This window comes from Micromonospora deserti (assembly GCF_003236335.1).
In the GTDB taxonomy this organism is placed as follows: Bacteria; Actinomycetota; Actinomycetes; order Mycobacteriales; family Micromonosporaceae; genus Micromonospora; species Micromonospora deserti.
In genome coordinates this window covers 43,130-68,211 of record NZ_POUB01000008.1, presented here as the reverse complement: position 1 = coordinate 68,211, position 25,082 = coordinate 43,130, and the positions used below count along the sequence as shown (strand labels likewise).

Sequence of the window (25,082 nt, the reverse complement as noted above, 5' to 3'; positions counted from 1 at the left end):
GCGTTCGCCCTCGTCTACGGCGCCGCCTGGCGGGGCGGCCTCAGCTCCGACCGGCTCGTGCTGATCGGCTTCGGCGCCTGGCAGGGCGGGATGGCCGTGATCACGTTCCTGATCGTCGCCTTCGACCCGTGGAACACCGGCAAGGCGTTGACCTGGCTCTCCGGTTCCACCTACGGCCGCACGGCCACGCAGGTGCTGCCGGTGGCCATCGCGCTGCTGGTGCTCACCCCGGCGGTCGTCGCGGCCCGGCGCGAGTTGGACCTGCTCGCCCTCGACGACGACACCCCGCGGGTGCTCGGCGTCCGGCTGGAACGCACCCGGCTGGTCGCCCTCGCCGCCGCGGCGCTGCTCACCTCCACGGCGGTCTCCGCCGTCGGTGTGATCGGGTTCGTCGGGCTGGTCGCGCCGCACGCCGCCCGCGCGCTGGTCGGCGGCCGGCACGCCCGGGTGCTGCCGGTCGCCGCGCTGCTGGGTGCGGCGCTCGTCAGCATCGCCGACACCGTCGGGCGCACCGTCATCGCGCCGGCCCAGATCCCCGCCGGCCTGGTCACGGCGATGATCGGTACGCCCTACTTCGCCTGGCTGCTATGGCGCTCACGGACGGCGGTGACCGGCGCCCGATGAGGCCCGGCACCGGCGGTGATCCCGCCGGTGCCGCGCGGGCGCGGGCCGGGCGCGCGAAACCGCGGTGAGATCGTGGTGACCCGCCCCGGCCGCAGGCTCGGGGCATGACGACGACATCACCACCGCCGGCGATCGCCGCTGCCGGCCTGCGCAAGGCGTACGGCGGGCACGTCGTGCTCGACGGCATCGCCCTGCACGTCCCGGAGGGGATGGTCTTCTCCCTGCTCGGCCCGAACGGCGACCGGTTGCGAGGACAACCCCGCGGAGCAGTTCCCGATGGGCCTCCCGCGTGCGGGCCCCGGTCGTTAGGCACGCCGCCGCCGGGCAGCGGAACCGCCCGGCTCCGGGGCGGCCCCCGGGTGCCGGCGGGCCTGGCTTCGTGGCCTGCGGATACTTGCCGGCCCGCAACGGTCGCGGAAATCCCGGGTCTCGGTAACCTGCGGGCGTGGACGAGGATGCGGGGACATCCGTACCGGGTCACCCGGCCCCGGTGGCCGCGGTGGTCGTCGCCCTGATGTCCGAGGAGTTCAGCGCCGCGACGGTCACCGCGCTCCGCCACCGGTTGCAGGCGCAGGTAAACAGCGTCGGCCTGACCGGCGATGTCGGTTTCGACTTCGTCCTGGCGGTGCATGAACTGGTCACCAACGCGGTACGCCACGGCGGCGGCCACGGTCACCTCGCCCTGCGCCGCGAGGACGACGTCCTGGTCTGCGAGGTCAGCGATCAGGGCGTCGCCGCTGGTGGGCTGCCGGTGCGGCTGCCCGCGGTCGACGTCGCCGGTGGCCGTGGCCTGTGGCTGGCCCACCGGCTGACCGAGGGGCTCCTGCTCACCCGCCGACCCGACGGGGTCACCGCCGTCGTCACCGCGTGCCTGCAGCCTTCCGGTGGTGCCGACTCCCCGCCGGTCGCGGCCGGCACCGCATCCGCGGACGAATCCGGCGGGCCGGCGGGGGACGACGGGGAAGGGCCAGGACCCGGCCGGTGACCCGGCCGTCGTGCCGCCTCCGGGGCCGCTCAGCGGGATCGAGCCTCGTCCACTCTGGACGATCCGTGCACCGCCTCTCCCCATGATGGATAAGTTAGGTTACCCTCGCCTAACTTGCGGGTGCTGCTGGAGGGTGCATGAAGCGGAACTGGGAAGCCCTGGTGCTCAAGGCCATGGGGGTCCGGGGCTTCCGGCTGACCGCGCCCGGCTCCGAGCCGGTCGACGGGCACTACCAGCACCTGCTCGTCAACGCCCTCGGCTACTGGAACGCCGGGTGACCTCCCTGATCGCCGCCCGGGCGTGGCTCGGCATCGGCGGGGCCCGCCTGCTGCACGGCGCCGCCCGCTCGGACAGCGCCCCGCCGTCGATGAACACACCGTCGATGGGCACGCCGGCGTGAGCAGGACGACCCCGCGGCTGTACCTGACCGCGCTCAACCCGACCGACGCCGTGCTCGAGGGGTTTCTGCCGGCGGCCGCGATGCTGGACCTGCCCGTCACGGTACTGACCGACCGGCCGGAACAGTGGCCGGCGGGCGTGCCCGTCGTCCCGTGCGCGGTCCGCGACGCGGGCGCGGTCGAGGCGGCCGTCCGCGCCGGCGCGCCCCCGGCGGGGCTGCTGTCCAACAGCGACCACCTGCAGGCCGCCACCGCGTTCGCCGCTCGCCGACTCGGGCTGCCCGGTAAGGACCCCGAGGCGGCCCGCCGCTGCAAGGACAAGGCCGCCGCCCGGCGGGCGGTCGCCGCCGCCGGCCTCGACGTGGTGCGCGCCACCGCGCTCGAACCCGGCACGGCTGCCGCGGTCGGCGCGGACATGTTCCCCGCCGTGGTCAAGCCCCGCGACGGCGTGGCCAGCGAGGACGCGTATCTGGTCGCCGACCCCGGTGACCTGGCCGCCCGGGTGGCGATGATCCGCCGGCGGCGCCCGGACGTGTCACTGGTGGTGGAGGAGTACTTGGCCGGCGAAATCCACACCCACGACACCCTCGGCGACGGCGGTGACCGCGTCACCGTCGGCGGCTGGCGGACCGCTCTCGGCCCGCCACCCACCTTCACCGAACTGGCCCTCGACTGGGCGCCGCCCCCGGCCCCGGTGGCCGCCGGGCTGCGCGCGCAGCTCGACGCCCTGAACGTCGGTCTCGGGGCCTGCCACACCGAGTACGTGGTACAGGACGGCCGGGTCCGGCTCATCGAGGTCAACTACCGGCTGATCGGGGACCGGATGGACCTGGTCCTCGCCGACCTGCTGCGGATACCGCTCTTCGCGGCTGTCATCCGGCTTCACCTGGGCGAGCCGATCGCCGCGCTGGCGTTGCCGGACCCGGCCACCGTCGACCGGCACGCCCGGGTCGAGTACGTCTGCGCCGAGCGCTCCGGCACGCTCGTGGCCGCTCCCGGATCCGTCGACGCGCACCGCGACGGCGTCCGGCTCGGCTGCCGGCCGCTGCGCCCGATCGGGGTGACCGCCGCCTGGACCGGCACCAACCGCGACTACCTGGCCGCGGTCCACGGTATCGGGCCCGACGCCGGAACCGTCCGCCGGGCGCTGGCCGCGTTCCGGCGCGACCTGTGCTGGCGGATCGTGCCGTGACCGACGCCGCCGAACGGGAGCTGTTCGCCCGGGTGCTCGACGCCCTGCTGCGCGAGGACCACCTCGGGCTCACCAGCCGCGGCCGCCCGGACGGCCCGGGCTGGTGGCAGGTGCCGCACCGGGCCGGCCGGCTGCGCATCCCGGTACGTGCGGACGGCTTCCAGCACCCGATTCGCATCGCCCGACCGGAACTGGACGTGCATTCCGACGACGGGCGCGCGTACCGGGTGCGCACCGTGGACGGCCTGCTGGCGTTGCTCGCCCCGGCCGGTGACACCGACGCCGAGGACGGCTGGCGGGCGCTGACCGCCGAGTGCCGCGACGATCTGCTCGCCCGCCGGCTCGCCGCCGAGGTCCGCCCCCAGGTTCACGCGGCGGTCGCCGCCGCCCGCGGGCGTACCGGTATGGCCGGGGCGCTCGACGACGACGTGCTCGCGGCGCACGAGGGGCACCCGGTCTATCCCACCGACCGGTGCCGGCACGGGCTGGGCGCCGACGAGCTGCGCCGGTACGCGCCCGAGCACGCCCCGAGCTTCGCGCTGCGCTGGATACCGGTGCCGGCAACCTCCGTCCGCGTCACCGGTGAGCTGCCGGACTGGTGGCCCTCACCCGAGCGTGCCCGGGAGCTGCTGCTGCCGGTGCACCCGGTCACCGCTGCCCGCGCCGGCCTACCGGTCGTGGACCGACCCGCGATCACCGTGCGACCCACCCTGTCCATGCGCACGGTGGCGCTCGCCAACGACCCGTACACCCATCTGAAGCTGCCGCTGACCACCGCGAGTCTCGGTGCCCGCAACCGGCGCACCCTCGCCCCGGACACCCTCGCCGACGGCGCCGCCGTGGCCGGCCTGCTCGGCCGGATCACCGCCGCGGAGCCGGCCTTCACCGGCCGGATCCTGCACGCCGACGAAGGCACCTACGGCCACTGCGGCACCGACGAGGTGCGCGCCTTCCTGCTGCGCCGGTTCCCGGCGGAGTTGGCCGGCACGCGGGTCGTCCCGGTGGCCGCGCTGGCCGCCGCCGACGCCGGTGGCGGTACGGTCATCGAGCGGGTCAGCGACGGCGATCCGTTGCCGCTGCTGAACGCCTATCTGGACCTGCTGCTCGACTGGCACGTCTGCCTCTGGTTACGGTACGGCGTGGCCCTGGAGGCGCACCCGCAGAACGTCCACCTTCTCCTCGACCCCGACGGCGGGATCCGCCTGCTGTACAAGGACAACGACGGTGCCCGGCTGCACACCCGGCACGCCGGAGCGGCGGGCGGGCTGGTCCTGCACGACCGGCGGATGTGGGTCGACGACCTCGCGGAGCTGGCCGACGTGTTCGTCACGATCACCCTGCACCTGGCCGCGGCGGCGCCGCTGCGCGCACTCGCCGACCGCGGGCTGGCGGTGCCGTCACCGGCCGAGGCGCTGCCGCCGCGCCTGTACGCCGCGCGGGACCGGTGGGGCGGCGAACCGCAGGTCCGCCGCCTCGTCGACCGGGTGCTCACCGCGGACACGTTGCCGGTCAAGGGAATGCTCACCGCCGGCACCCTGCTGCCCAAGCAGCGGCTCGGCTGCGCCGACGTCAACAAGTACTACCGGCGGACCGGACCGAACTACCTGCGGGTGAGCGGGTGACCGCCGCCGCGACCGGGGCGCGCCGCCCCCGCCACGACCGGCCCGACGACCCGGAACGGATTGCCGACCTGGCCGCCGCGCACGCCCTCTTCGGCTGCCACCTGCGGGAGGTGGCGGTCCCCGCCGGTGACGCCGAACTCGGCGACGGTGAGGCGCGGATCCGGCTGCGGCACCTCGGTGTGGTGCTGCGCTGCGCGGTCGGTCGGGTCTCGCCGCTGCACGCCCACCGTTACGAGGGCCCGGTGCAGCGGCGCGGCGCAGACCGGGGCGCGGGGCCCCGCCCCGCGACGCCGCCCCGCCGCCCGGCCCCGCCGGCCGGTGCGCCGGACATGACCGGCGGCTGGGAGCCGATCGGCGCCACCGACCTGGCTGCCCTGCTCGCGGCGGACCTGACCGCCCGCACCGGCGTCGGCAACGACGAGTTCGTCGGGCAGGTCAGGCAGAGCCGCACCACCACGGCGCAGCTGCTGGCCGAGCGCCCGCACCGGGACCCCGCCCCGACGGGTGACCCGGTGGTCGACGCCTACGTCGACTCCGAGCAGTCGCTGCTCTTCGGGCACCCGCAGCACCCGACCCCGAAGTGGCGCACCGGCGCCACCGGGCAGTGGCGACGCTACGCCCCGGAACTGCGCGCCGCGTTCCGGCTGCACTGGCTGGCGGTGCCGGCGGAGCTGACGGCCGGTGCCGGACCGTTCGACGAGCTGACCGCCGCGCTGGACCCGCCGCCGGTGCCGGCCGGGCACCGGGCGCTGCCGGTCCACCCGTGGCAGCTCGAACTGGTCCCGCCGGCCGACCGGCGGCTGCGCGACCTGGGCCCGGCCGGGGTGCCGGTGCGCCCAACCGCCAGCGTCCGCACCTGCTACGCGCCCGACGCCGACCTGTTCTGCAAGACCAGCCTGCACGTGCGGATCACCAACTGCCTGCGCAAGAACTCCCGCTACGAACTGACCGGCGCGGTGGCGCTGAGCCGACTGCTGGCGGCGGTGCCGCTGCCGGCCGGCGTGCGGTTGCTCGCCGAGCCGGCCTACCGCACCGTCGACCTGCCCGGCGCGGACGAGGCGTACGGCACGATCCTGCGCGCCGGGTTGCGGCCACACCTGCGCCCGGGGCAGACGCCGGTGCTCGCCGGGGCGCTGGCGGCCAGCCCGCTGCCGGTCCCGGACCCGGTGGCCTGGTGGCGCGCGTACGTGCGGCTCCTGGTGCCGGCGGCACTGCGTCTCTGGCTCGCCCACGGTGTGGTGCACGAGGCCCACCTGCAGAACGTGCTGGTGGTGCTCGACGCCCACCGGTGGCCGGTGGGGATGCTGCTGCGCGACCTGGAGGGTGTCAAGCTCGACACCAGCCGCTGGCCGGAGTGGCCGGCGCGGCTGCCCCGGCAGGTCGGGTACCGGTCCGACGACGCTCGGCGCCGGGTCGTCTACTGCCTCTTCGTCAACCACCTCGCCGCGGTGTGCGCGGCACTGGCCGACGCCCGGCCGGGTGTCGAGCCGCAGCTGTGGCGGGTGGTGCGCGAGGTCGTCGCCGAGGTCAGCGACGGGCTCGGCAACCCGCCGGAGCTGCGCGCCCTGCTGGCCGGCGCGCCGCTGGTGGCCAAGGCCAACCTGCTGGTGCGCTGGCACCGGGCCCCGGACCGGGACGCTGCCTACGTGCCGGTGCCCAACCCGTTCGGCGGTGCGGCGTGACCCGGCCCGTCTACGTCCACGACCTGACGGCCCTGGCCGCGCACGCCGCCGCGATCCGGGCCGCGTTGCCGCCACGGGTGGAACTGCTGTACGCGACCAAGGCCAACCCAGACCCGGGCATGCTGCGCACCCTCGCCCCGGTGGTGGACGGGTTCGAGGCGGCCAGCGGCGGGGAACTGCGCCACCTGGGCACGGTGCTGCCGGACCGGCCGCCGGCGGCGTTGGCCGGTCCGGGCAAGACCGACCGGGATCTCGCCGCCGCGCTCGCCGCGCGGGTACGCCGGATCCACGTCGAGTCCCCGGCCGAACTGCACCGGCTCGCCCGGCTGGCCCGGGCCGCCGGCACTCCCGCCGACGTGCTGCTGCGGGTCAACCTGCCGGTCACCGTCGCCGGCGCGGCCCTGGTGATGGGTGGCGCGCCGAGCCCGTTCGGCATGTCACCGGCCGAGGCACTGCGGTGCCTGCGCCGGCCACCCGACGGGGTGCGGGTGCGCGGGGTGCACGCGCACCTGGCCAGCGGGCTCGACCCGGACACCGCCGCGACCGTGGCCGGCGCCGTCGTCGACTGGGCGGTCTCGCAGGCGGGCGTGACCGAGGTGAACGTCGGCGGCGGCATGGCCGTCGACTACGCCGACCCGGGCGCCCGCTTCGACTGGCCGCGCTACGGCCAGCGGCTGGCCAGCCTCCTCGACCCGTACCCCGAGCTGCTGCTGCGTATCGAGCCGGGCCGGTCGGTCACCGCCTACTGCGCCGCGTACCTGACCGAGGTGGTGGACGTGAAGCGCTCCTTCGGTGACTGGTTCGTCGTGGTGGCGGGCGGCACCCACCACCTGCGCACCCCGGCGGCGAAGGGCCACGCCCAGCCCTTCACCGTGCACGCCCGGGCCGGAGCCGCCGGACCGCGTACCGACGGCGGCCCGGTCACCATCGTCGGCCAGCTCTGCACCCCGAAGGACGTACTGTCCCGGACGGCGGATGCCGGGCCGATCGGGGTGGGCGACGTCCTGGTGTTCGGCATGGCCGGCGCGTACGCCTGGAACATCAGCCACCACGACTTCCTCATGCACGAGCAACCCGAGTTCCGTGTCGGTGATCCGGTCCGGGTGGCCGGCCAGTGGGCCGCCCAGAGGGGATGTTGAACAACTGGTTGCACCGCCGAACCATATGGTTGTACGGTCGAACCATGGTTGATGACTCCCCAGTCGAGGCCGACGTCGGTGCGGCGCAGGACGCGCTCATGCGTTTCGTTCGGAATTTCGGCCTGCACCAGCCCGATCGCACCCCCTGCGGGCAGCCGCTGCCGGTTTCCGAGGCGCACGCCATGGCCGAGATCGCCCGGGGGGACGGACGACTACGGCAAGTCGAACTCGCACGACGGCTGAAACTGGAGAAGAGCAGCGTCAGTCGCCTGGTCGCGAACCTCGCCAACCGCGGCTGGCTGCACCGGCACCCGGCAACCGACGACGGTCGCGGTGTTCTGCTCGAACTCACCGACGCCGGGGCCGTCGCCGCGGCGCGGCAGGCCGACGCCCGCCGCGCCCGGTTCACCAAGCTCTTGGCCCGTATCCCCGATGACCAGCGCGCCGCCGTGGTGCACGCGCTGCAGACCCTGGCGGAGGCCACCGATGACCCGTCATGACCGTCCCCGCACGCGCCGGCAGCTGCTGCTCGCGGCGACCACTGCCGCTGCCGTGTTGAGCGCCGGCTGCGCCGACGCCAACAGCGCGCCGGCGACATCCGAAGCGAGCGCCGACCGACAGGCGCAGGTTGCCGAACGCGGGGCGTCCGTGATGCCGTTCGACCTGGACCGCACCACCCACCACTTCAGGAAGACCGACACCGGCGGGATACAGACCGTCGTCGCCGACGACCCCGCAGACACCACCCAGATCGGGCTCATCCGGCAGCATGTGCAACACGAAGCCGAGAGCTTCCGGCGCGGCGACTTCACCGACCCGTCCCGTATCCACGGCACCGAGATGCCGGGCCTCGCCGCGCTACGCAACAGCGCCGGAAAGATCGCCATCGACTATGAGACGACCGCCGACGGCGCCCGCATCACCTACACCACCCCCGAGGACACCCTCATCACCGCCCTACACGCCTGGTTCGACGCCCAGCTGAGCGACCACGGCCAACACGCCACACCACAGTGACAACCGAGGACCGCGCAGACACCTTTCGACTATCGGGAAGAACTGCCCTGACCGGGACTCCTCGAGCGCCGGGTCCATTTCGGCTCGTACGCCGGCCCGGGCCCGTCGCAGTGGCGTCGATCGCCCGGGCGAGCATCGGCGGTTCCGCCGACCGGTCGCCGGAGCCGGTCAGGAGTTGCCGGCGCCGCCGTCCCGATCGGCCAGCTCGGCGAAGGGTAGCGGGCAGCAGGAGTTGGCGGCGCAGGCGACCAGGTCGTCGCAGCCGGCCGAGACGGCGGCGCGCAGGGTGTCGCGGATGACCGTCAGGTCCGCCAGCTTCCGTTCCACCTCGGCGAGCTTCTCCCCGGCCCGGGTACGCAGCCCCGCGTGCCGTCGGCCGCCCTGCCGGTGCCGGCCGGCGGCCAGCAGGTCGGCGACCTCGGCGAGGGTGAAGCCGAGGCGTTGCGCGGTCCGGATGACCCGCAGCAGGGTGACCGCCTCGGCCGGGTAGAGGCGGTGCCCGCCCGGCGATCGCCGCGGGGAGGCGAGCAGGCCCCGGCGCTCGTAGTAGCGCAGGGTTTGCACGGTGACCCCGGCCGCGTCGGCCACCTGGCCGCTGCGCAGTTCCGAGCCGGTCATCCCCGGTCCCGCCTCGCCCGGGCCGCGAGGGCGTCGAGCACGTCGACGTGTGTCGCCGGCACGCGGATGTCCAGCGTCAGCGAGTCCGGGCCGGAGCGGAACAGGTCGAAGGCGAAGAACGCGCAGCACGCGGATTCCCGCGCCGTCAGGGCCCGCGCCCACTCCGCCACCCGCGCCGCGCCGTCGAGCCGGAGCCGCAGGTGCCCCGCCGAGGGCCGGTCGGCATGCCGTACGGCCTCGCCGAGGAACTCCTCGAACTCGGCGACCCGCAGCGGCCGTTGCGCAGTCGGCAGGGTGCACGCCTGCGGCACCCAGGCGTCGTCCGTGGGGAAATGCTCATCGCTCATGTCCCGACGGTAAGCCCGTACCCAGGTACCGGATGCAAGCCCGCGGCCGACGCGGGACGGCAGGGAGTGTGGGCGCCGCCGTCAACCGGGCGCGACGGTGAGCGCCACCTCCCGCAGGTCGGGCACCTCCTGCCGGCGCGGCTCCCGGGTCAGCGTCGCGGTGAACTCGTCCGGCCGCACCTCAAGGTACGGCGGGACGTCCGCTTCGGCGTACCCACTCGCCGCGACCACGGTCTGCGGGCGGCACTGCCGCTCCGGGCGTACCTGGATGACCTGTCCGGGACGGATCAGGTACGAGGGCTGGTTGATCTTGCCCCCGTCGACGGTGAACGTGTTGTGCGCAACCAGGTGGCGGGCCTCGTGGACGGTGCGGGCGAAGCCGGCGCGGTGCACCAGGGCGTCGAGCCGCTGCTCCAACTGCCCCGCCAGGTTCTCCGCCGCGTCGCCGGGCTGTCCGGCCGCCGCCACCAGGGCCCGCACCAGTTGCCGCTCCCGCAGGTCGTACCGGGCCCGGATCTGGTGCCGCTCGGCGTCGGGCAGCCGGTACCCGCGCGGCGCGCGGCGCGGCCCGCCACGGACTCCGACCGGATGCTGTTGCCGGCGCAGCCGATAGCCGTACGCGGGCTTGAGCGGCACGTCGTCGGCGCGGGACTGACCTTCGACCGGAGCACCATGTCCTTGCCTCCCCGTTCTCTGCTGGTTCACCACCCTCACGCAGGGCGGGGTGAGACCGCCTCACCCGGTACGGGTGACGGAGCGCCTCGCTGAGCCTGACTGCGGGCCGCCTCGACTCGGAGGCCGGAGGTGCGCTGCCGGGTTGCTGATCATGGCCGCCGTGTTCCTCCGCCGCCGGCCCGTGCGGGCGGCGTGACCAGCATCGGCGAGGTCGCCAGGGGTACGAGATCGTGGACGCGCCGCGCAGGCTCCTGCCCGTGCCGTGACCGCGGACGCCGGCAGCGGGCGTAGGCTGGCTCGGTGGATCAAGAAGACCGCATCGCGCTGTTCCTCGACTACGAGAACCTCGCGCTCGGCGCGCGCGACCACCACGGCGGGATGGCCTTCGACTTCCGCCCCATCGCCGACGCCCTCGCCGAGCGGGGGCGGGTGGTGGTGCGTCGGGCGTACGCCGACTGGTCGTTCTTCGACGAGGACCGCCGCATGCTCACCCGGTCCCACGTCGAGCTCATCGAGATACCGCAGCGCATGGGCGCCGCGCGCAAGAACGCCGCCGACATCAAGATGGCCGTCGACGCCGTGGAGCTGGCCTTCGAGCGGGAGTACATCTCGACGTTCGTGATCTGCACGGGCGACAGCGACTTCACGCCGCTGGTGCACAAGCTCCGCGAGCTCAACAAGCGGGTCGTCGGTGTCGGCGTGGAGAAGTCCACCTCGGCGTTGCTCCCGCCCGCGTGCGACGAGTTCCTCTACTACGAGCGCCTCGAGGGCGTCGACATCCCGCCGGTCCGCGGCCGCCGTGGCCGCCCGGCCCGGCTGCCCAGCCCCGAGCCGCAGCCGGTGGAGCAGGTGCAGCCGGAACCCGAGCCGCAGCCGACGGCGGAGGAGGAACCGGCACGCGACGTCGACACGCTCACCGTCCTGGTGGCCCAGACCGTGGCCGGCCTGCAGGGCAGCTCCGGCGGTGAGGTGACCGCGTCCCGGCTGAAGCGGACCCTGCTGCGCAAGGACCCGACCTTCAGCGAGTCCGACTACGGCTTCCGCACCTTCGGTGAGCTTCTGCGGCACCTTGCCGAGCGGAACGTGGTCGAGCTGGCCGAAGGGCCGGCGAAGGGCGACCCGGAGGTGTCCCTGCCCGAGCATGGCGACCGGGAGGAGGCGTTCCGCCTGCTCCGCTCGGTGGTGCGGGACCTGGCCGGCGACGACGGCGCGGTGGCGTTGTCCGGCCTCAAGAACCAGCTTCGCCGGGTACGGCCCGACTTCAGCGAGAAGAAGCTCGGCTACCGCGGCTTCCTCCAGTTCTGCCGGGCCGCCGCCACCACCGGCGCCGTTCAGCTGGAGTGGAACCCCGACGCGGACGACTACCTGCTCACCGCCCCGGCCTCGTGACCGCCGCCCGGCGTCACCCGGCCGGGGGCGACGGGACGGGCAGCACCGCGCCCTGCGCGGCGGACCGGTGCGCGAGCTCGATCAGCGCGACGGTGTCGGCGGCGTCGGACGGGTCGACGGGCAGCGGCGTACCGTCGCGCAGCGCCGCCACCACTCGCCGGTAGAAGCTCTGGTAGCGGCCGGGTTCGGTGCGCACGGGCCGCAGGTCGCCGTCGACGCCGAGCGTGCCGTACCGCTCTGGGGGGACCTCACCCCAGCCCGGCGCGCCCGGCCGGACGCCCTCGCGCAGCGCCGCCTCCTGCGGGTCCAGCCCGTACGTGGTGTAGGCGGCGCGGTCACCGAGGATCCGCAGGCGCGGCCCGAGCTGTGCGGCCACCGCGCTCGTCCAGAGGTGGGAGCGGACACCGTTGGCGTGGGTCAGGGCGACGAACGCGTCGTCGTCGACCCGCGCGCCCGGCCGCCGGCGGTCCACCTCGGCGTAGATGCTGCGGACCGGACCGAACAGCTGCACCGCCTGGTCAACGAGGTGCGCGCCCAGGTCGTAGAGGGCGCCGCCGGCCTCGGCGGCGGTGCCGCTCTCCCGCCAGCCCGGCTTGATCGCCGGCCGCCAGCGTTCGAAGCGGGACTCGAAGCGGGTCACCCGTCCCAGCGCGCCTTCGTCGAGCAGCCGGCGGGCGGTCAGGAAGTCGCCGTCCCACCGCCGGTTCTGGAACACCGTCAGCGGCACACCCCGGCCGGTCGCCTCGTCGACCAGTGCCCGCCCCTGCGCCGCGGTGGCCGCGAGCGGCTTGTCCACCACCACCGCCAGACCGGCGGCCACCGCGGCCCGGGCCATCGGCACGTGCTGCTTGTTCGGCGTCGCCACCACGACCAGGTCGAGCGCCTCCGGGGACCGCCACAGCAAGCTCGCGTCGTCGACCAGGCGGGCGTCCGGGTGCTCGCGCCGGACCTGCTCGCGCCGCTGCGGGTCACGGGTCACCACGGCATGCAGGCTCAGGCCGGGCGTCGCGGCGATCAGCGGGGCGTGGAACACCCGCCCCGCGATCCCGTAGCCGAGCAGCCCGACCCGCAGTGGAGCCGGCGTCGCCTCCGTCATACCGCCCTCGTCCCCGTTCGGTGTCCTGGTGATCCCGATCCCGAAGACACGAATCTACGCCCCCGTGGCTCAGGTCTGGATCAGGTCCCGGGTGGCCGGCGGCCGCCGGGGAACCGGTGCAGGGCACCGCCCGCGGCGCCGGCCGCGAAGACCTCCGACGTCAGGCCGACCTCGCCCTGCTCAAGCTCCCCTGGGAGTGATCGCCGGCCGGTGCCCGGCTCCCGCCGCTGACCGTCCTGGCGACAGCCCATCCGCGCCGGCCGGCCCGCCGATCACCGTCCTCATCGGACACGGGCTGCTGGGAGGTGGGACATCGGCTAAGCTGCGCGGGCCAATCCCGGCCTGTTTGAGGGGGACGAGTGACGCGCAGCGACGCCGGAAGCCGGACCGACGGAATCCCGCCGTCCGGTGTGGACGTCTCCGTCCCGCACTCGGCCCGGGTCTACGACTGGTGGCTCGGCGGGAAGGACAACTTCGCCGTCGACCGGGCGATGGGTGCCGCCCTGATCCAGGCGATCCCCACCCTCCGGATGATGGCCGGCGAGAACCGGCGGTTCGTCCACCGGGTCGCCCGCTACCTGGTGACCCACGCCGGCATCCGGCAGTTCCTCGACATCGGCACCGGCATCCCCACCAGACCCAACCTGCACGAGGTCGCCCAGGCGCTGGCGCCCGAGACGCGCGTGGTCTACGTGGACAACGACCCCATCGTGCTGGCGCACGCCCGGGCGCTCATGATCAGCTCGGAAGAGGGGCGCAGCGAGTACGTCCACGCCGACCTGCGCCGGCCGGAGACGGTCCTCGCCGACGCCCGCCTCGCCGACACGCTCGACCTGACCCAGCCCGTGGCGCTCACCCTCATCGCGGTACTCATGCTGCTGCGCGACGAGGACGAACCGGGGGAGAAGCTGCGGACCCTCATGGCAGCATTGCCCTCCGGCAGCTACCTGGCGATCACCCACCCGACCCAGGACTTCAACCCCACGGAGATGGGCGCGGCGGTGGCCGCGGCGAACCAGGGCCACATAACGCTGGTACCGCGAACCCGCGCCGAGGTGGAGCGGTTCTTCGACGGGTGGGAGCTGATCGAGCCAGGCATCGTGCCCGTCATGGCGTGGCGCCCGGACGCCGGTGCGCCGGACGACCCGCAGGCGGCCTACTACTGGGCCGGCGTCGCCCGGAAGCCCTGACCTCAGCGCTCGGGGACCCGCCCGAAAGCACCCGGAGCCTGACCGACCGCGTGGTCGTGGCTCACCCGGGGCGCTTCTCCGCGTGACGAACGGCGTGCCTCCCGAGCCGCTCACCTGCCTCCCCCGACCCGTGATCACATCCGCCGGGGCGCTGAACCACCTCACCGTGCGGCACTGTTCCGCCGCCGACCGTCGGTAGACCCTCGCGTCAGCTCGCCACGACGAGTACGTCCGGCAGGGCGTCGGTCGCCGCGACCCGGCACCGCTCCCGAGTGATCCTCGCGCCCGGGATGGCCGCACGCGACCTGCGCTCTTCGGCTGTCTTTCGGTCGGCTGTGGCCCAATCGGTGCCGGCGGGTCGCCCGGTGCCGCCTCCGGCGCGCCGGTGGCCCGCCGCACACCGATTCCGACGAGGAGGAACCCGTGCGGATGAGCATGAGGACGTCGATCACGCTGGCCGGTGCGGCGGTGGCGGTGGTGGCCGCCGGCGGTGCCGCCTACCCCGCCGCGGAGCCCGACCCGAAGCCCGTCGTGCAGATCGTCACCGAGCAGGAGGCGCCCGCCGTGCCGACCGGCTGCCCGGGGGACGAGGCGGCGCCCGCCGACGGCGGCGCGGCCGAGCCGACCGCGCCACGGGAGGCGCTGTGACGGCGGCGCCGTCCGTGGCGGCGGCACCGGCGGTCCTCGCCGACCTCGACCACGCCCACGCGGCGCGGCTGCTGGAGCAGACCCTGTTCGAGGTGAAGCGGGTCATCGTCGGCCAGGACCGGCTGGTGGAGCGGCTGCTCACCGCGCTGCTGGCGCAGGGGCACTGCCTGCTGGAGGGGGTGCCCGGGGTGGCCAAGACCCTCGCCGCGGAGACCCTCGCCACGGCCGTGGGCGGCAGCTTCGCCCGGATCCAGTTCACCCCGGACCTGGTGCCGTCGGACATCCTGGGCACCCGGATCTACCGTTCCTCCCGGGAGAGCTTCGACATCGAACTCGGCCCGGTGATGGCGAACCTCGTCCTCGCCGACGAGATCAACCGGGCCCCGGCGAAGGTGCAGTCGGCGCTGCTGGAGGTGATGGCCGAGGGACACGTCTCGATCGGCGGGCGTAGCCATCCGGTGCCGACGCCGTTCCTCGTGCTGGCCACCCAGAACCCGGTCGAGTCCGAGGGCGTCTACCAACTGCCCGAGGCCCAGCGGGACCGGTTCCTCATGAAGGTGGTGGTCGACTACCCGAGTGACGACGAGGAACTGGGCATCCTCTACCGGATGGGCACCGAGCGGCCCGCCGCCCGCCCGGTGCTCGACCCGGCGCGGCTGGTCGCCCTCCAGGGGCTGGTCCGGCAGGTGTTCGTGCACCACGCCCTGGCCGAGTACGTGGTGCGGCTGGTGCTGGCCACCCGGGACCCGGCCCGGTTCGGGGTGCCGGAGGTGGCCGGGCAGCTCGCGTACGGGGCGAGCCCTCGGGCCACGCTCGGGTTGGTGGCCGCCGCGCGGGCGCTCGCACTGCTGCACGGGCGGGACTACGTGCTCCCCGCGGACGTACGGGAGATCGCGGTGGACGTGCTCACCCACCGGCTGGTGCTCTCCTTCGACGCGGTCGCCGACGGCGTCGACGCCACCGCCCTGGTGCGCCGGCTGGTCGACGCGGTTCCGCTGCCGCAGATCGCGCCGGCCCAGGAGAACCAGGGTCCGGGCCTCGGAGCCGCGGCGTGAACGGGCATGTGGCAACCATCCATGACCTGGCCCCGCAGCGGCGGCTGCGCCGGCTGGAGCTGACCATCACCCGCCGTCTCGACGGACTGCTGCACGGCCGCTACCTCGGCCTGCTGCCCGGCCCGGGCAGCGATCAGGCCGGCAGCCGCGAGTACCGGCCCGGCGAGGACGAGGTCCGGCGGATGGACTGGTCGGTGACCGCCCGCACCACCGTGCCGCATGTACGGACCGTCGACGCCGACCGGGAACTGACCACGTGGACGCTGGTCGACGCGACTCCGAGCATGGACTTCGGTACCGCCGAGCTGGAGAAGCGGGAGCTGGCGGTGGCGGCCGTCGCCGCGGTCGGGTTCCTCACCGCGGGCACCGGCAACCGGCTCGGCGCGCACCTGCTCACCCACGGGGGGGTCCGTCGCTTCCCCGCCCGCACCGGACGCGTCCACCTGCTCGGCCTGCTGCGCACACTGCTGGACGTACCGCGTGGACGGCCCGCGGTGGCGCCGGTGCCGCTCGCCGAGGGGATCGACGGGCTGCGCCAAACCGGCGGCCGGCGCGGGCTGGTCGTGGTGGTCTCCGACTTCCTCGACGGCCTGCCCGACGAGGGGGTCGGCGGGGCGGCCGGTCCGCCACCCGCGTGGGAGCAGCCGCTGCGCCGACTGGCCGCCCGCCACCAGGTGCTCGCCGTGCAGGTGTCCGACCCGCGCGAGCGGGAGCTGCCCGACGTCGGCCTGCTCACCCTGGTCGACCCGGAGAGCGGACGCCGGCGCGAGGTGTCCACCGGCAGCCGCCGGCTACGCGAACGATATGCGGCGGCGGCCGCCGCGCAGCGGCTGGCGGTGGCCCGGGCGATCCGGCGCAGCGGCGCGGCACACCTGCCGCTGTCCACCGACCGGGACTGGATCGCCGACATCGTCCGACACGTGTTCACGCAGCGCCGGCTCGCCGGTGCCGCCCGACCCCCGACCGGAGGTACCGCGTGAGTTGGCAGTCGCCGGAACGGCTGTGGCTGCTGACCGGGGTGGCCGCCCTGGTCGCCGGCTATCTCGTGATGCAGCGCCGGCGCAGCCGGTACGCCGTCCGCTTCACCAACCTCAGGCTCCTGGACAAGGTCGCGCCGCAGCGCCCGGCGTGGCGCCGGCACGTCCCGGCCGGTCTCTTCCTGGCCATGCTGGCGCTGCTGGTGGTGGGCTTCGCCCGCCCCACCGCCGAGGTACGGGTGCCCCGCGAGCGGGCCACCGTCATCGTCGCGGTCGACGTCTCCCGGTCGATGCTCGCCACCGATGTCCCCCCGGACCGGCTCGCTGCGGCCAAGGACGCCGCCCGGGAGTTCGTCGACGGCCTGCCCGAGGAGTTCAATGTGGGGCTGGTGGCGTTCGCGGGCAGCGCATCGGTGCTGGTGGCCCCGGACACCGACCGGGCGGCCCTCGCCGCCGGTATCGACCGGCTCGCCGAGGGAGCCGCCGGCATCCAGGGCACCGCCATCGGCGAGGCGATCGGCACCTCCCTGGAGTCGATCCGCACCCTGGACGCCCGGGCCGCCGAGTCACCCCCGCCCGCGCGGGTGGTGCTCCTCTCCGACGGTGCCAACACCGCCGGCCGCGACCCGGCGCAGGCCGCCGCCGAGGCCACCGAGCAGGGCGTACCGGTCGACACGATCTCGTTCGGCACCCCCGACGGGGTGCTCGACTCCGGCGGTCGGGGCCAGGCGGTGCCGGTCGATGGCGACACGCTGCGCGCTGTCGCCGAGTCGACCGGCGGCGGCTACCACGAGGCCGGCACCGGTGACGAGTTGCGCGCCGTGTACGCCGACATCGGCTCGTCGGTCGGCTACCAGACCGAGCGGCAGGACATCTCGGCGCGGTTCATCGGGTTCGGCCTGGTGCTGGCGCTGCTCGCCGCCGCGACGTCGATGCTCTGGTTCTCCCGCCTGCCCTGACCGGCGGGCACGACAGCCCGGCCCCGACCACCCGTCACCCCAGGAGGGACCACCATGTCGACCACACCCACCGGCCTCGGCGAGCCGCGCGGTCCGTGGTTCACCTCACCCGACGTCGCCTCGCCTGCCGATCCGGTGCGCGTACCCGCGCAGGAGGCCGGACCGGCGGTGGCCCCGGCCGACCGGCGGTGGCCGCGGCTCCTGCTGGCCGGTCTGGCCCTGGTCGCGGTCTCGGCGGGGGCAGGCGGTGCCGCGGGCCATCTCGCCGCGCCGGACGTGCCGGCACCCGCCGGGGCCGTGCCGCCCGCGCCGTCCGGTACCGCAGCGGCGGTCCCGTCCGACCTGGTCACCGCGGCGGCCCGGGCACTGCCCGGGGTGGTGTCCGTCCAGGCGCGCGGCGGCGGCAGCGGCGCCTCCGGCTCCGGCTTCGTGCTCGACGACCGGGGCCACATCGTCACCAATAACCACGTGGTCGCCGGCGCCGGCACGATCAGCGTCGTCGGGCAGGACGGCCGCCGGCTCACCGCGCGTCTCGTCGGCCGCGACCCGGGCAGCGACATCGCGGTACTACGGGTCGACGAAGGCCGGCTGCCCGCGCTGCCGCTGGCCCCGGCCGGGCAGACCCGGGTCGGCGAGCCGGTCCTCGCGGTCGGCTCGCCGCTGGGACTCTCCGGCACCGTCACCGCCGGGATCGTCAGCGCCCTGGACCGGCCGGTACGCCTCGGCGGCGGCGCACGGCAGTCGGCGGTGCAGACCGACGCCTCGATCAACCCCGGCAACTCCGGCGGCCCGCTGGTCAACGCCCAGGGCGAGGTGGTCGGCGTGAACACCGCCATCGCCACGCTGGAGGGCGGCGGCAGCATCGGCATCGGCTTCGCGATCCCGATCGAGCGGGCCGCGCGGGTGGCGGCCGGCCTGATCGAGAGGGGATAGGTTTTCTGCTCATGCGGCTGCTGGTGGTGGAGGACGAGGCGGACCTGGCCGGTGCGCTGCGGGTCGGGCTGACCCGGGCCGGGTACGCCGTCGACGTGGCCGCCGACGCCGCCGGGGCGTACGACCTGCTGCTGGTCAACGCGTACGACCTGATGCTGCTCGACGTCAACCTGCCCGACAGCGACGGGTTCACGGTGTGCCGGGCGATCCGCCGGGGTGAGGTCGAGGTGGCCGCCGGGCGGGACCTGCGGGTGCTGATGCTGACCGCCCGCGGCGCGCTCGGCGACCGGGTCCGCGGCCTCGACGAGGGGGCCGACGACTACCTGGTCAAGCCGTTCGCGCTGGCCGAACTGCTGGCCCGGGTACGGGCGCTGCTGCGCCGGGACACCGCCGGCACCGGCGCGGTGCTCACCGTGGGCGACCTGACGCTGGACGCGGCCCGGCACGAGGCCCACCGCGCCGGGCGGCGGCTGCGGCTCACCCCGAAGGAGTTCGGCGTGTTGGAATACCTGATGACCCGCCCCGGGCGGGTGGTGCCGGCGGAGGAACTGCTCGAACACGTCTGGGACGCCAACGCCGACCCGTTCACCGAGACCGTGCGGGTCACCGTCGGTACGCTGCGCCGCAAACTCACCAACGGCGACGGCGACCCGCCCATCGAGACGGTGGTCGGGCGGGGCTACCGGCTACGGGAGGCGGCATGAAGATCTTCCGGTCGATCCGGTTCCGGCTCACCGTGCTCTACTCGACGCTGCTGTTCGCGCTGGCCGGCGCCGGCCTGGGAGTCGCCTACGTGGCGGTGGACCGAGCGGTCGATCCGAAGCCGCTCACCAAGCGCTACGAGGCGCAACTGGTGAAGCTCAAGAGCGACGGGCGGACCGTGCCGACGGGCACCACCATCGAGGTCGCCGAGGTGCAGCAGATCGAGGACGAGGTCAACCTGCGGCTGCTGGAGACGCTGCGGGAATATTCGCTGGGCGCTCTCGGCGGGCTGTTCCTGGCCAGCCTCGGCATCGGCTGGGTGCTCTCCGGGCGGGCCCTTCGCCCAGTGTCGGCGATCGCTCGCACCGCCCGGGAGATCCAGGCCACCGACCTGTCCCGGCGCATCCAGCTCACCGGCTCCCGCGACGAGTTGCGCGACCTCGCCGACACCATCGACTCGATGCTCGACCGGCTCGACCACGCGTTCCGGGCCCAACGGCAGCTCATCGACGACGCCTCCCACGAGCTGCGCAGCCCGCTCGCGATCATCCGGGCCCACCTGGACGCCTCGCTCACCTCGCCGGACGCCAGCGACGAGGAGCGGGCGCAGGCGGTGGCCAGCGTGGACCGCGCCACCACCCGGATGTCCCGGCTGATCGAGGACCTGCTCGCCACCGCCCGTCGCGACACCGACACCCTCACCGACACCGACGTCGACCTCGGCGCCGTCGCCCGCGAGGCCGGCGAGGACGTCGCCCCGCTCACCGCCGCGCGTGGGCTGCGCCTGCGGTACGCACTCGGCGCCGACCTCACCTGCATCGGCGACCCGGACGCGCTGCGCCGGGCGGCGGGCAACCTGCTGTCCAACGCGGTACGCCTCTCCCCGCCGGGCGGTTTGATCACCGTCGCGACCGGACGGGCCGGCGGCTGGCTCTGGCTCGCCGTCGCCGACGAGGGGCCGGGCATCGCCGAGGCCGACCAGCCACGGGTGTTCGACCGGTTCTGGCGCGGGGAGACCGGCCGGGACTCGTCCGGCACCCGGCGCACGGGGCTGGGCCTGGCGATCGTGCGGCAGATCGTCGAGTCGCACGGCGGGCACGCGGCGATCTTCTCCCGGCTGGGCGCCGGCACTACCTTCGTGCTCTGGCTGCCGGCCACTGACCGCACCGACGACGACCCACCCCCGACGACGTCGCCCCTGTGACGGCTGGCGCAACGTCGCGCCGAGCGCGGCGGCAGCCGAGCGGGCTGGGAGCTGCTACGCGTCGAGGAATTCGTCGATCATCGGGGCCAGCCACGCCGCGCGATGCGGGACGGTCGTGTGGGTCGTGCCCGGCAGGATCGCCAGGCGGCAGGCCGGCAGACCCGCCAGGTCGCCCACCACCCCGCCGCCCAGCAGCCGGAACATCTCCACCGCGTGCTCCGGCCGGACGATGTCCGAGTCGGCCACGACGAGCAGGGTCGGAGCCGCCAGGGCGCGGATGGCCGCCGGCGGCCACTGCGGCGGGTCGGCGTCCAGGTGTTTGATCTTGTGGACCAGGGTCGGCCAGGCCGCCGGGTCGGGGGCGGTGCGCAGATACTCCTCGTGGAACTCGGAGCCGTTCAGGTGCTCGGGTTGAAGATGCTGGATGCCGTCGAGCACGCCCGGGTGAAGGCCGGCGTTGTCGTAGCTCACGGAGGCCAGCACCAGGCGACCAACGCGGTGCGCGTGGTCGGTGCCGAGACACAGGCCCACCGCGGCGCCCATGCTCCAGCCGAACACGTCCACGGTGTCGACGCCCAGGTGGTCGAGGAGCGTGACGACGTCGGCCGAGAAGTTCTCCACCGTCAGGGGACGGTCCGTGTCGGGGGTGCGGGCGTGGGCCTGCAGCTCGACGGCGATGACGCGGCGGTTCTTCGCCAGCAGCGGGAGGATCGTGCCGAACGAGGTGGCGATGCCCGACAGGGCGCCGTGGATGAGCACGAGCGGGCGGCCGGTGCCGGCACCATGCGACTCGTAGTACATGGTCAGGTCGTTCACCGTTGCATAGGTCATGGGTGCACCATGCGGCCGTCCGCTTACGACCCGCTTACCGCTTGTAGGGTGGCCGGCATGCGTTTCGGCGTCCTCGGGCCGCTCGCCGTCACCACCGACGCCGGCGAACCCGTCACCGTGCCAGGCACCAAGGTGCGGGCGCTGCTGGCCGACCTGCTCGCCAACCGCAACCGGGTCGTTTCCGCGGACCGGCTGATCGACGACCTGTGGGGCGACCCGCCCGCGAACGCGACCGGGGCGCTGCAGGTGCGCGTCTCGCAGCTGCGCAAGGCGCTCAACGACGCCGAACCCGGAGCGCGGGAGCTGGTCGAGTCGCGGGCGCCGGGGTACCTGCTGCGCACCGAGGCGGTCGACGCCGAGCGGTTCGCCGAGCTGGCCGCCGAGGACGATGTGGAAAGCCTCGTCGAGGCGCTGCGGCTGTGGCGGGGTGAGCCGTACGCGGACGTCGCGGACGAGGAGTGGGTGCGCGCCGAGGCCGCCCGCCTCGCCGAGGCCCGCCTGGTGGTGCACGAGAAGCTGGCCGCCGCCCGGCTGGCCCGCGGCGAGCACGCGCTCGTCGTCGCCGACCTGGCCGAGCTGGTCGCCCGGCACCCGCTGCGCGAGGGGCTGCGGGCCCTGCAGCTGCGCGCCCTTGTCGCGGGCGGCCGCCAGTCCGAGGCCCTGGACAGCTACGCCGACCTGCGCCGCCGACTCGCTGACGAGTTGGGCCTCGACCCCGGCCCGGAGCTGATCGCGCTGCACAAGCGGATCCTGGAGCAGGATGCGCAGCTGAGCGTCCCGCCCGCGGCCGCGCGGATCCGTAACAGCCTGCCCGCGCAACTGGATGAGCTGGTCGGCCGAGCGGAGGCGCTCGCCGAGCTGCGGGCGCTCGTGCCGCAGCGGCGGCTCGTCACGCTGATCGGACCGGGTGGGGTCGGCAAGACCCGGCTGGCCACGGAGGCCGCCCGGGAGCAGGCGTTTCCCGACGGTGTGCACCTGGTCGAGCTGACCGCGCTGCAGCCCGGCGAGACGGGCGTCGCGGACCTGGTGCTGGCCGCGCTGGAGGTTCGGGAGGTCGCGGGCACCGGCGCCGCCGACCATCTGGTGGCCGCGCTGCGGCACCGGCGGGCGCTACTGGTGCTCGACAACTGCGAGCACGTGATCGAGCCGGTCGCCGCGCTGGTCGGCCGGCTGCTGCGCGAGGCCGTGGGCGTGGCCGTGCTGGCGACCAGCCGGGAGCCGCTCGGACTGACCGGAGAGCTGCTGTGGGAGGTGCGGCCGCTGCCCGTGCCCGGAGACGGGCGAGACGTCGACGCGGTGCGGCGGTCGGCCGCGGCCCGGCTGTTCGCGGCCCGGGCCGCCGCGCAGCAGCGCGGCTTCCGGCTGGACGAGCAGACCGCCCCGGCCGTCGCGCAGCTGTGCCGCTGTCTCGACGGCCTGCCGCTGGCGCTGGAGCTGGCCGCGAAGCGGGTCCGCGCGCTCGGCCTGGCCGGCGTCGTCGAGCGGCTGGACGACCGGTTCCGGCTGTTGAGCACGACGCAGCGGGACGTGCCGGCGCGGCAGCGCACCCTGACGGCGGTGATCGGCTGGAGCTGGGACCTGCTCGCGGAGGACGAGCGGACGGTGCTGTCCCGGCTCGCCGTGCACCGGGACGGCTGCACGGCGGAGGCGGCCGAGGCGGTCTGCGGCGCCGACCTCGACGTCCTGGCCCGGCTGGTCGACCGGTCGCTGGTGGTGCTGGACGAGTCTGGCGGGGTGCCGCGCTACCGGCTGCTGGAGTCGGTGGCCGCGTTCGCCCTGGAGCGGCTCGCCGACGCCGACGCGGTCCGGGCGCGACACGCGTCGTACTACACGGAGTTGGCGGAGCGTGCCGACCCGCTGCTGCGCGGCTCCGAGCAGCGGGCCTGGCTGGCCCGCCTCGACGCCGAGGCCGCGAACCTGCGCGCCGCCCTCGCGCACGGTGGCGGTCTGCGCCTCGCCAACGCCCTGACCTGGTACTGGTTTCTCCGCGGCCGGTTGAGCGAGGCGCGCCGCGGGCTGGCCGGGGAGGGTGATACCGCGGCGCGCGCGCAGGCTGCGGTGTGGCGCGCCGGGTTCGCGCTGCTCCAGGGCGAGCCCGTCCCGCCGGCCGAGGTCGACGCGGCCCTCGCCCGGTATGCCGACGGCCGCGCGACCTGGTTCGTGGCGGCCGCGCTGTTCGAGCAGAGCGACCTGGCGCGGACGGCGGCGCTGCTCGACCGGGCGCTCGCGGCGGGCGACGACCCGTGGGTCGAGGCGGCCGTGTGCGTGAGCCGGGCCAAACTCGCCCACGCCGCCAGCGACCTCGCCGTGCTGGAGCGGGCGGGCACGCGGGCCGCCACCCTGTTCGCGACGCTGGGGGACGATTGGGGGCGGTTCCAGGCGACCGACTGGGTGGGCGGCCTGGCCGAGCTGACCGGCGACTACGAGCGCGCAGCCGCCCTGCACCGCGCGGGCCTGCGCTGGGCCGAGGAGCTGGCGCTGTGGCCGGAGGTCGGCAACAAGCTGTCCTGGTTGGCCTGGCTCGCCGTGCAGACCCGGGACTACCAGCAGGCGTGGGAGCTGGCCGAGCGCGCGTACCGGCTGGCCGTCGAGCAGGATGCGCCGGCCGCGCAGGTCTTCGCCGAGCTGAGCCTCGGCATCGCCGCCCGGCGCGACGGCAAGCTGGACGTCGCCACCGCGCACCTGGAACGCCTGGCCGAGCAGGGCGGCGAGGACGGCCTGTTCCTGCCGATGGTGCTGACCGACCTGGGGTACGCGGCCGCGGCGGGCGGCGAACGCGCCCGGGCGCTGGCCCTGCACGCCCGGGCGTTCGACGTGGCAGTCGCGATCGGTGCGCGGCGCGACGTGGTCGGTGCCCTCGACGGGCTGGCGTCGGCGGCGCCGGCGCCAGAGGTCGGGGCGCGGATCCTCGGCGCCGCGCACGCCGCCCGGGTCGCGGCGCGGGTGCCGGCGGCACCCGCGGAACAGGACGAGATCGACCGGACGACCGAGCGGGTCATCGCGGCGCTCGGCGCGGACCGGTTCGCGGCCGCGTACCGGGCCGGGCACGACCTGAGCCCGGGCGAGGCCCGGGTGCAGGTCGGATCGGCTTCCGTCTACCGGGCGGCCGGCGTGTAGGTCGCGATGATCACGCCGCTCTTCATGACCTTGGTGTCGGCCAGGGCCAGCGTCGTCTGCGCCTCGTTCAGCGGTGCGGAGACCGACGGGCCGCCAACGAACACCGGGTGGATCCAGAACCGGATCTCGTCCACCAGGCCCGCCTTGACCAGGGCGTGGGTGACCGCGCCGTAGCCGTACATCAGGATGTCCTTGCCGTTCTGGGCCTTCAGTCCGGTGACCGCCTCGATCAGGTCGCCCTGCAGCACCTCGCTGTTGTTCCACTCAGGGTCGGTGAGGGTGGTCGAGGCGACGTACTTCTTGACGTTGTTGAAGTAGGCCGCGCCGGTACTCGGGTCGCTCTCGTCCCGGGTCGGCCAGGCGGCCGCGAAGCCCTCGTAGGTGCGCCGGCCCATCAGCAGCGCGTCTGCCGCGGCCGTCTGCTCGCCGGCGAAGGCGGCGGCCTCGTCGTCGAAGTACGGCATGGTCCACGCGGGATCCGCGATGACGCCGTCGAGGCTGATGTAGGTCGAGTTGATGATCCTGCGCATCTCGGGTTCCTCCTGGCTGGTACTCCGTTGTCGGCAACCAGCAGTCTGCCCGGGGCCGCTTACGTTTCGCTTCAGGTGGCCTTACGCGGGTTCGTGCGGCTGTCGGTCACCGCCCGCGCGGCGAGGTCGCGGCGCAGGCGAGAGGGCTGCCC

General features: G+C 74.7%; 25 protein-coding genes and 2 pseudogenes. 21 read left to right on the top strand and 6 right to left on the bottom strand.

From position 1 onward, the window contains the following. The 11 genes and pseudogenes from C1I99_RS02605 to C1I99_RS02565 all read left to right on the top strand — a co-directional run. Window positions 1-624 (top strand): iron chelate uptake ABC transporter family permease subunit (locus C1I99_RS02605; RefSeq protein ID WP_146603869.1); only part of this gene is annotated, 624 nt, incomplete at its 5' end. A gap of 104 nt (window positions 625-728) precedes the next feature. Next, a pseudogene (locus C1I99_RS33625) lies at window positions 729-863 on the top strand (ABC transporter); the annotation flags it as partial. A 206-nt stretch (window positions 864-1,069) separates the two neighbouring features. Then, complete coding sequence (locus C1I99_RS02595) at window positions 1,070-1,609, top strand: ATP-binding protein (RefSeq protein ID WP_158553931.1); 540 nt, start codon at window positions 1,070-1,072, stop codon at window positions 1,607-1,609. Window positions 1,610-1,746: 137 nt separating this feature from the next. After that, window positions 1,747-1,860, top strand: a pseudogene (locus tag C1I99_RS33090) (siderophore-interacting protein); the annotation flags it as partial. A 23-nt stretch (window positions 1,861-1,883) separates the two neighbouring features. After that, window positions 1,884-2,009, top strand: coding sequence for a hypothetical protein (locus tag C1I99_RS34475; RefSeq protein WP_267897462.1), 126 nt, complete (start codon window positions 1,884-1,886; stop codon window positions 2,007-2,009). After that, window positions 2,006-3,199, top strand: coding sequence for an ATP-grasp domain-containing protein (locus C1I99_RS02590; protein WP_111132542.1), 1,194 nt, complete (start codon window positions 2,006-2,008; stop codon window positions 3,197-3,199). Before C1I99_RS34475 ends, C1I99_RS02590 begins: the two co-directional genes overlap by 4 nt. Continuing rightward, complete coding sequence (locus tag C1I99_RS02585) at window positions 3,196-4,821, top strand: IucA/IucC family protein (RefSeq protein WP_111132541.1); 1,626 nt, start codon at window positions 3,196-3,198, stop codon at window positions 4,819-4,821. Before C1I99_RS02590 ends, C1I99_RS02585 begins: the two co-directional genes overlap by 4 nt. Further along, complete coding sequence (locus C1I99_RS02580; RefSeq protein WP_111132540.1) at window positions 4,818-6,503, top strand: IucA/IucC family protein; 1,686 nt, start codon at window positions 4,818-4,820, stop codon at window positions 6,501-6,503. Before C1I99_RS02585 ends, C1I99_RS02580 begins: the two co-directional genes overlap by 4 nt. Continuing rightward, on the top strand, window positions 6,500-7,642 hold the full coding sequence (locus C1I99_RS02575; protein WP_111132539.1) for an alanine racemase: 1,143 nt from the start codon (window positions 6,500-6,502) through the stop codon (window positions 7,640-7,642). Before C1I99_RS02580 ends, C1I99_RS02575 begins: the two co-directional genes overlap by 4 nt. Window positions 7,643-7,686: 44 nt before the next feature. Continuing rightward, window positions 7,687-8,142, top strand: a complete 456-nt coding sequence (locus C1I99_RS02570) for a MarR family winged helix-turn-helix transcriptional regulator (protein ID WP_111132538.1) — start codon at window positions 7,687-7,689, stop codon at window positions 8,140-8,142. Further along, window positions 8,129-8,659, top strand: a complete 531-nt coding sequence (locus C1I99_RS02565) for an aspartate carbamoyltransferase (RefSeq protein WP_111132537.1) — start codon at window positions 8,129-8,131, stop codon at window positions 8,657-8,659. The genes C1I99_RS02570 and C1I99_RS02565 overlap by 14 nt, the downstream gene beginning before the upstream one ends. Before the next feature lie 168 nt (window positions 8,660-8,827). Here C1I99_RS02565 and C1I99_RS02560 read toward each other — a convergent pair whose 3' ends face one another. The 3 genes from C1I99_RS02560 to rpsD form a co-directional block, all read right to left on the bottom strand. Further along, window positions 8,828-9,277, bottom strand: a complete 450-nt coding sequence (locus C1I99_RS02560) for a MerR family transcriptional regulator (protein ID WP_111132536.1) — start codon at window positions 9,275-9,277, stop codon at window positions 8,828-8,830. After that, window positions 9,274-9,624, bottom strand: coding sequence for a hypothetical protein (locus C1I99_RS02555; RefSeq protein WP_111132535.1), 351 nt, complete (start codon window positions 9,622-9,624; stop codon window positions 9,274-9,276). Before C1I99_RS02555 ends, C1I99_RS02560 begins: the two co-directional genes overlap by 4 nt. Before the next feature lie 81 nt (window positions 9,625-9,705). Continuing rightward, window positions 9,706-10,260, bottom strand: coding sequence for a 30S ribosomal protein S4 (gene rpsD, locus C1I99_RS02550; RefSeq protein WP_158553929.1), 555 nt, complete (start codon window positions 10,258-10,260; stop codon window positions 9,706-9,708). A gap of 339 nt (window positions 10,261-10,599) precedes the next feature. Between rpsD and C1I99_RS02545 the strand changes: the two genes are divergently transcribed. Then, window positions 10,600-11,688 (top strand): NYN domain-containing protein, encoded by a 1,089-nt coding sequence (locus tag C1I99_RS02545; protein WP_111132533.1) that lies wholly within the window; start codon window positions 10,600-10,602, stop codon window positions 11,686-11,688. A 13-nt stretch (window positions 11,689-11,701) separates the two neighbouring features. On the opposite strand, the gene C1I99_RS02540 is transcribed toward C1I99_RS02545, so the two are convergent. Continuing rightward, the gene (locus C1I99_RS02540) at window positions 11,702-12,784 is read right to left on the bottom strand and encodes a Gfo/Idh/MocA family protein (protein ID WP_111132532.1); all 1,083 of its coding nucleotides are present in this window, start codon (window positions 12,782-12,784) and stop codon (window positions 11,702-11,704) included. A 395-nt stretch (window positions 12,785-13,179) separates the two neighbouring features. Between C1I99_RS02540 and C1I99_RS02535 the strand changes: the two genes are divergently transcribed. The 8 genes from C1I99_RS02535 to C1I99_RS02500 all read left to right on the top strand — a co-directional run bounded on the left by C1I99_RS02535 (window position 13,180) and on the right by C1I99_RS02500 (window position 20,452). Continuing rightward, on the top strand, window positions 13,180-13,974 hold the full coding sequence (locus C1I99_RS02535) for an SAM-dependent methyltransferase (RefSeq protein ID WP_233512277.1): 795 nt from the start codon (window positions 13,180-13,182) through the stop codon (window positions 13,972-13,974). A gap of 429 nt (window positions 13,975-14,403) precedes the next feature. After that, the gene (locus C1I99_RS02530; RefSeq protein WP_146603868.1) at window positions 14,404-14,622 is read left to right on the top strand and encodes a hypothetical protein; all 219 of its coding nucleotides are present in this window, start codon (window positions 14,404-14,406) and stop codon (window positions 14,620-14,622) included. A 14-nt stretch (window positions 14,623-14,636) separates the two neighbouring features. Further along, entirely contained in the window at window positions 14,637-15,677 is a 1,041-nt protein-coding gene (locus C1I99_RS02525) for an AAA family ATPase (protein WP_111132552.1), read from the top strand. Further along, complete coding sequence (locus tag C1I99_RS02520; RefSeq protein WP_233512276.1) at window positions 15,674-16,657, top strand: DUF58 domain-containing protein; 984 nt, start codon at window positions 15,674-15,676, stop codon at window positions 16,655-16,657. The genes C1I99_RS02525 and C1I99_RS02520 overlap by 4 nt, the downstream gene beginning before the upstream one ends. Next, entirely contained in the window at window positions 16,654-17,613 is a 960-nt protein-coding gene (locus C1I99_RS02515) for a VWA domain-containing protein (protein ID WP_111132529.1), read from the top strand. Before C1I99_RS02520 ends, C1I99_RS02515 begins: the two co-directional genes overlap by 4 nt. Window positions 17,614-17,667: 54 nt before the next feature. Beyond that, a complete protein-coding gene (locus C1I99_RS02510; protein WP_111132528.1) occupies window positions 17,668-18,546 on the top strand; it encodes a S1C family serine protease in 879 nt (292 codons plus the stop codon). An 11-nt stretch (window positions 18,547-18,557) separates the two neighbouring features. Next, window positions 18,558-19,250: a response regulator transcription factor gene (locus tag C1I99_RS02505; protein ID WP_111132527.1), complete on the top strand. Its 693-nt coding sequence runs from the start codon at window positions 18,558-18,560 to the stop codon at window positions 19,248-19,250. Further along, on the top strand, window positions 19,247-20,452 hold the full coding sequence (locus tag C1I99_RS02500) for a sensor histidine kinase (RefSeq protein ID WP_111132526.1): 1,206 nt from the start codon (window positions 19,247-19,249) through the stop codon (window positions 20,450-20,452). Before C1I99_RS02505 ends, C1I99_RS02500 begins: the two co-directional genes overlap by 4 nt. 54 nt (window positions 20,453-20,506) lie before the next feature. Here C1I99_RS02500 and C1I99_RS02495 read toward each other — a convergent pair whose 3' ends face one another. Further along, window positions 20,507-21,283 carry an alpha/beta fold hydrolase gene (locus C1I99_RS02495; protein WP_233512275.1) on the bottom strand — a complete coding sequence of 259 codons (777 nt, stop codon included), beginning with the start codon at window positions 21,281-21,283 and terminating at the stop codon, window positions 20,507-20,509. Window positions 21,284-21,340: 57 nt separating this feature from the next. On the opposite strand from C1I99_RS02495, the gene C1I99_RS02490 reads away from it, so the two are divergent. Then, window positions 21,341-24,400, top strand: coding sequence for an AfsR/SARP family transcriptional regulator (locus C1I99_RS02490; RefSeq protein WP_111132525.1), 3,060 nt, complete (start codon window positions 21,341-21,343; stop codon window positions 24,398-24,400). Here the strand turns inward: C1I99_RS02490 and C1I99_RS02485 are convergent. Next, on the bottom strand, window positions 24,379-24,930 hold the full coding sequence (locus C1I99_RS02485; RefSeq protein WP_111132524.1) for a dihydrofolate reductase family protein: 552 nt from the start codon (window positions 24,928-24,930) through the stop codon (window positions 24,379-24,381). The two genes, C1I99_RS02490 and C1I99_RS02485, sit on opposite strands and share 22 nt — an antisense overlap. Window positions 24,931-25,082: the final 152 nt, after the last annotated feature.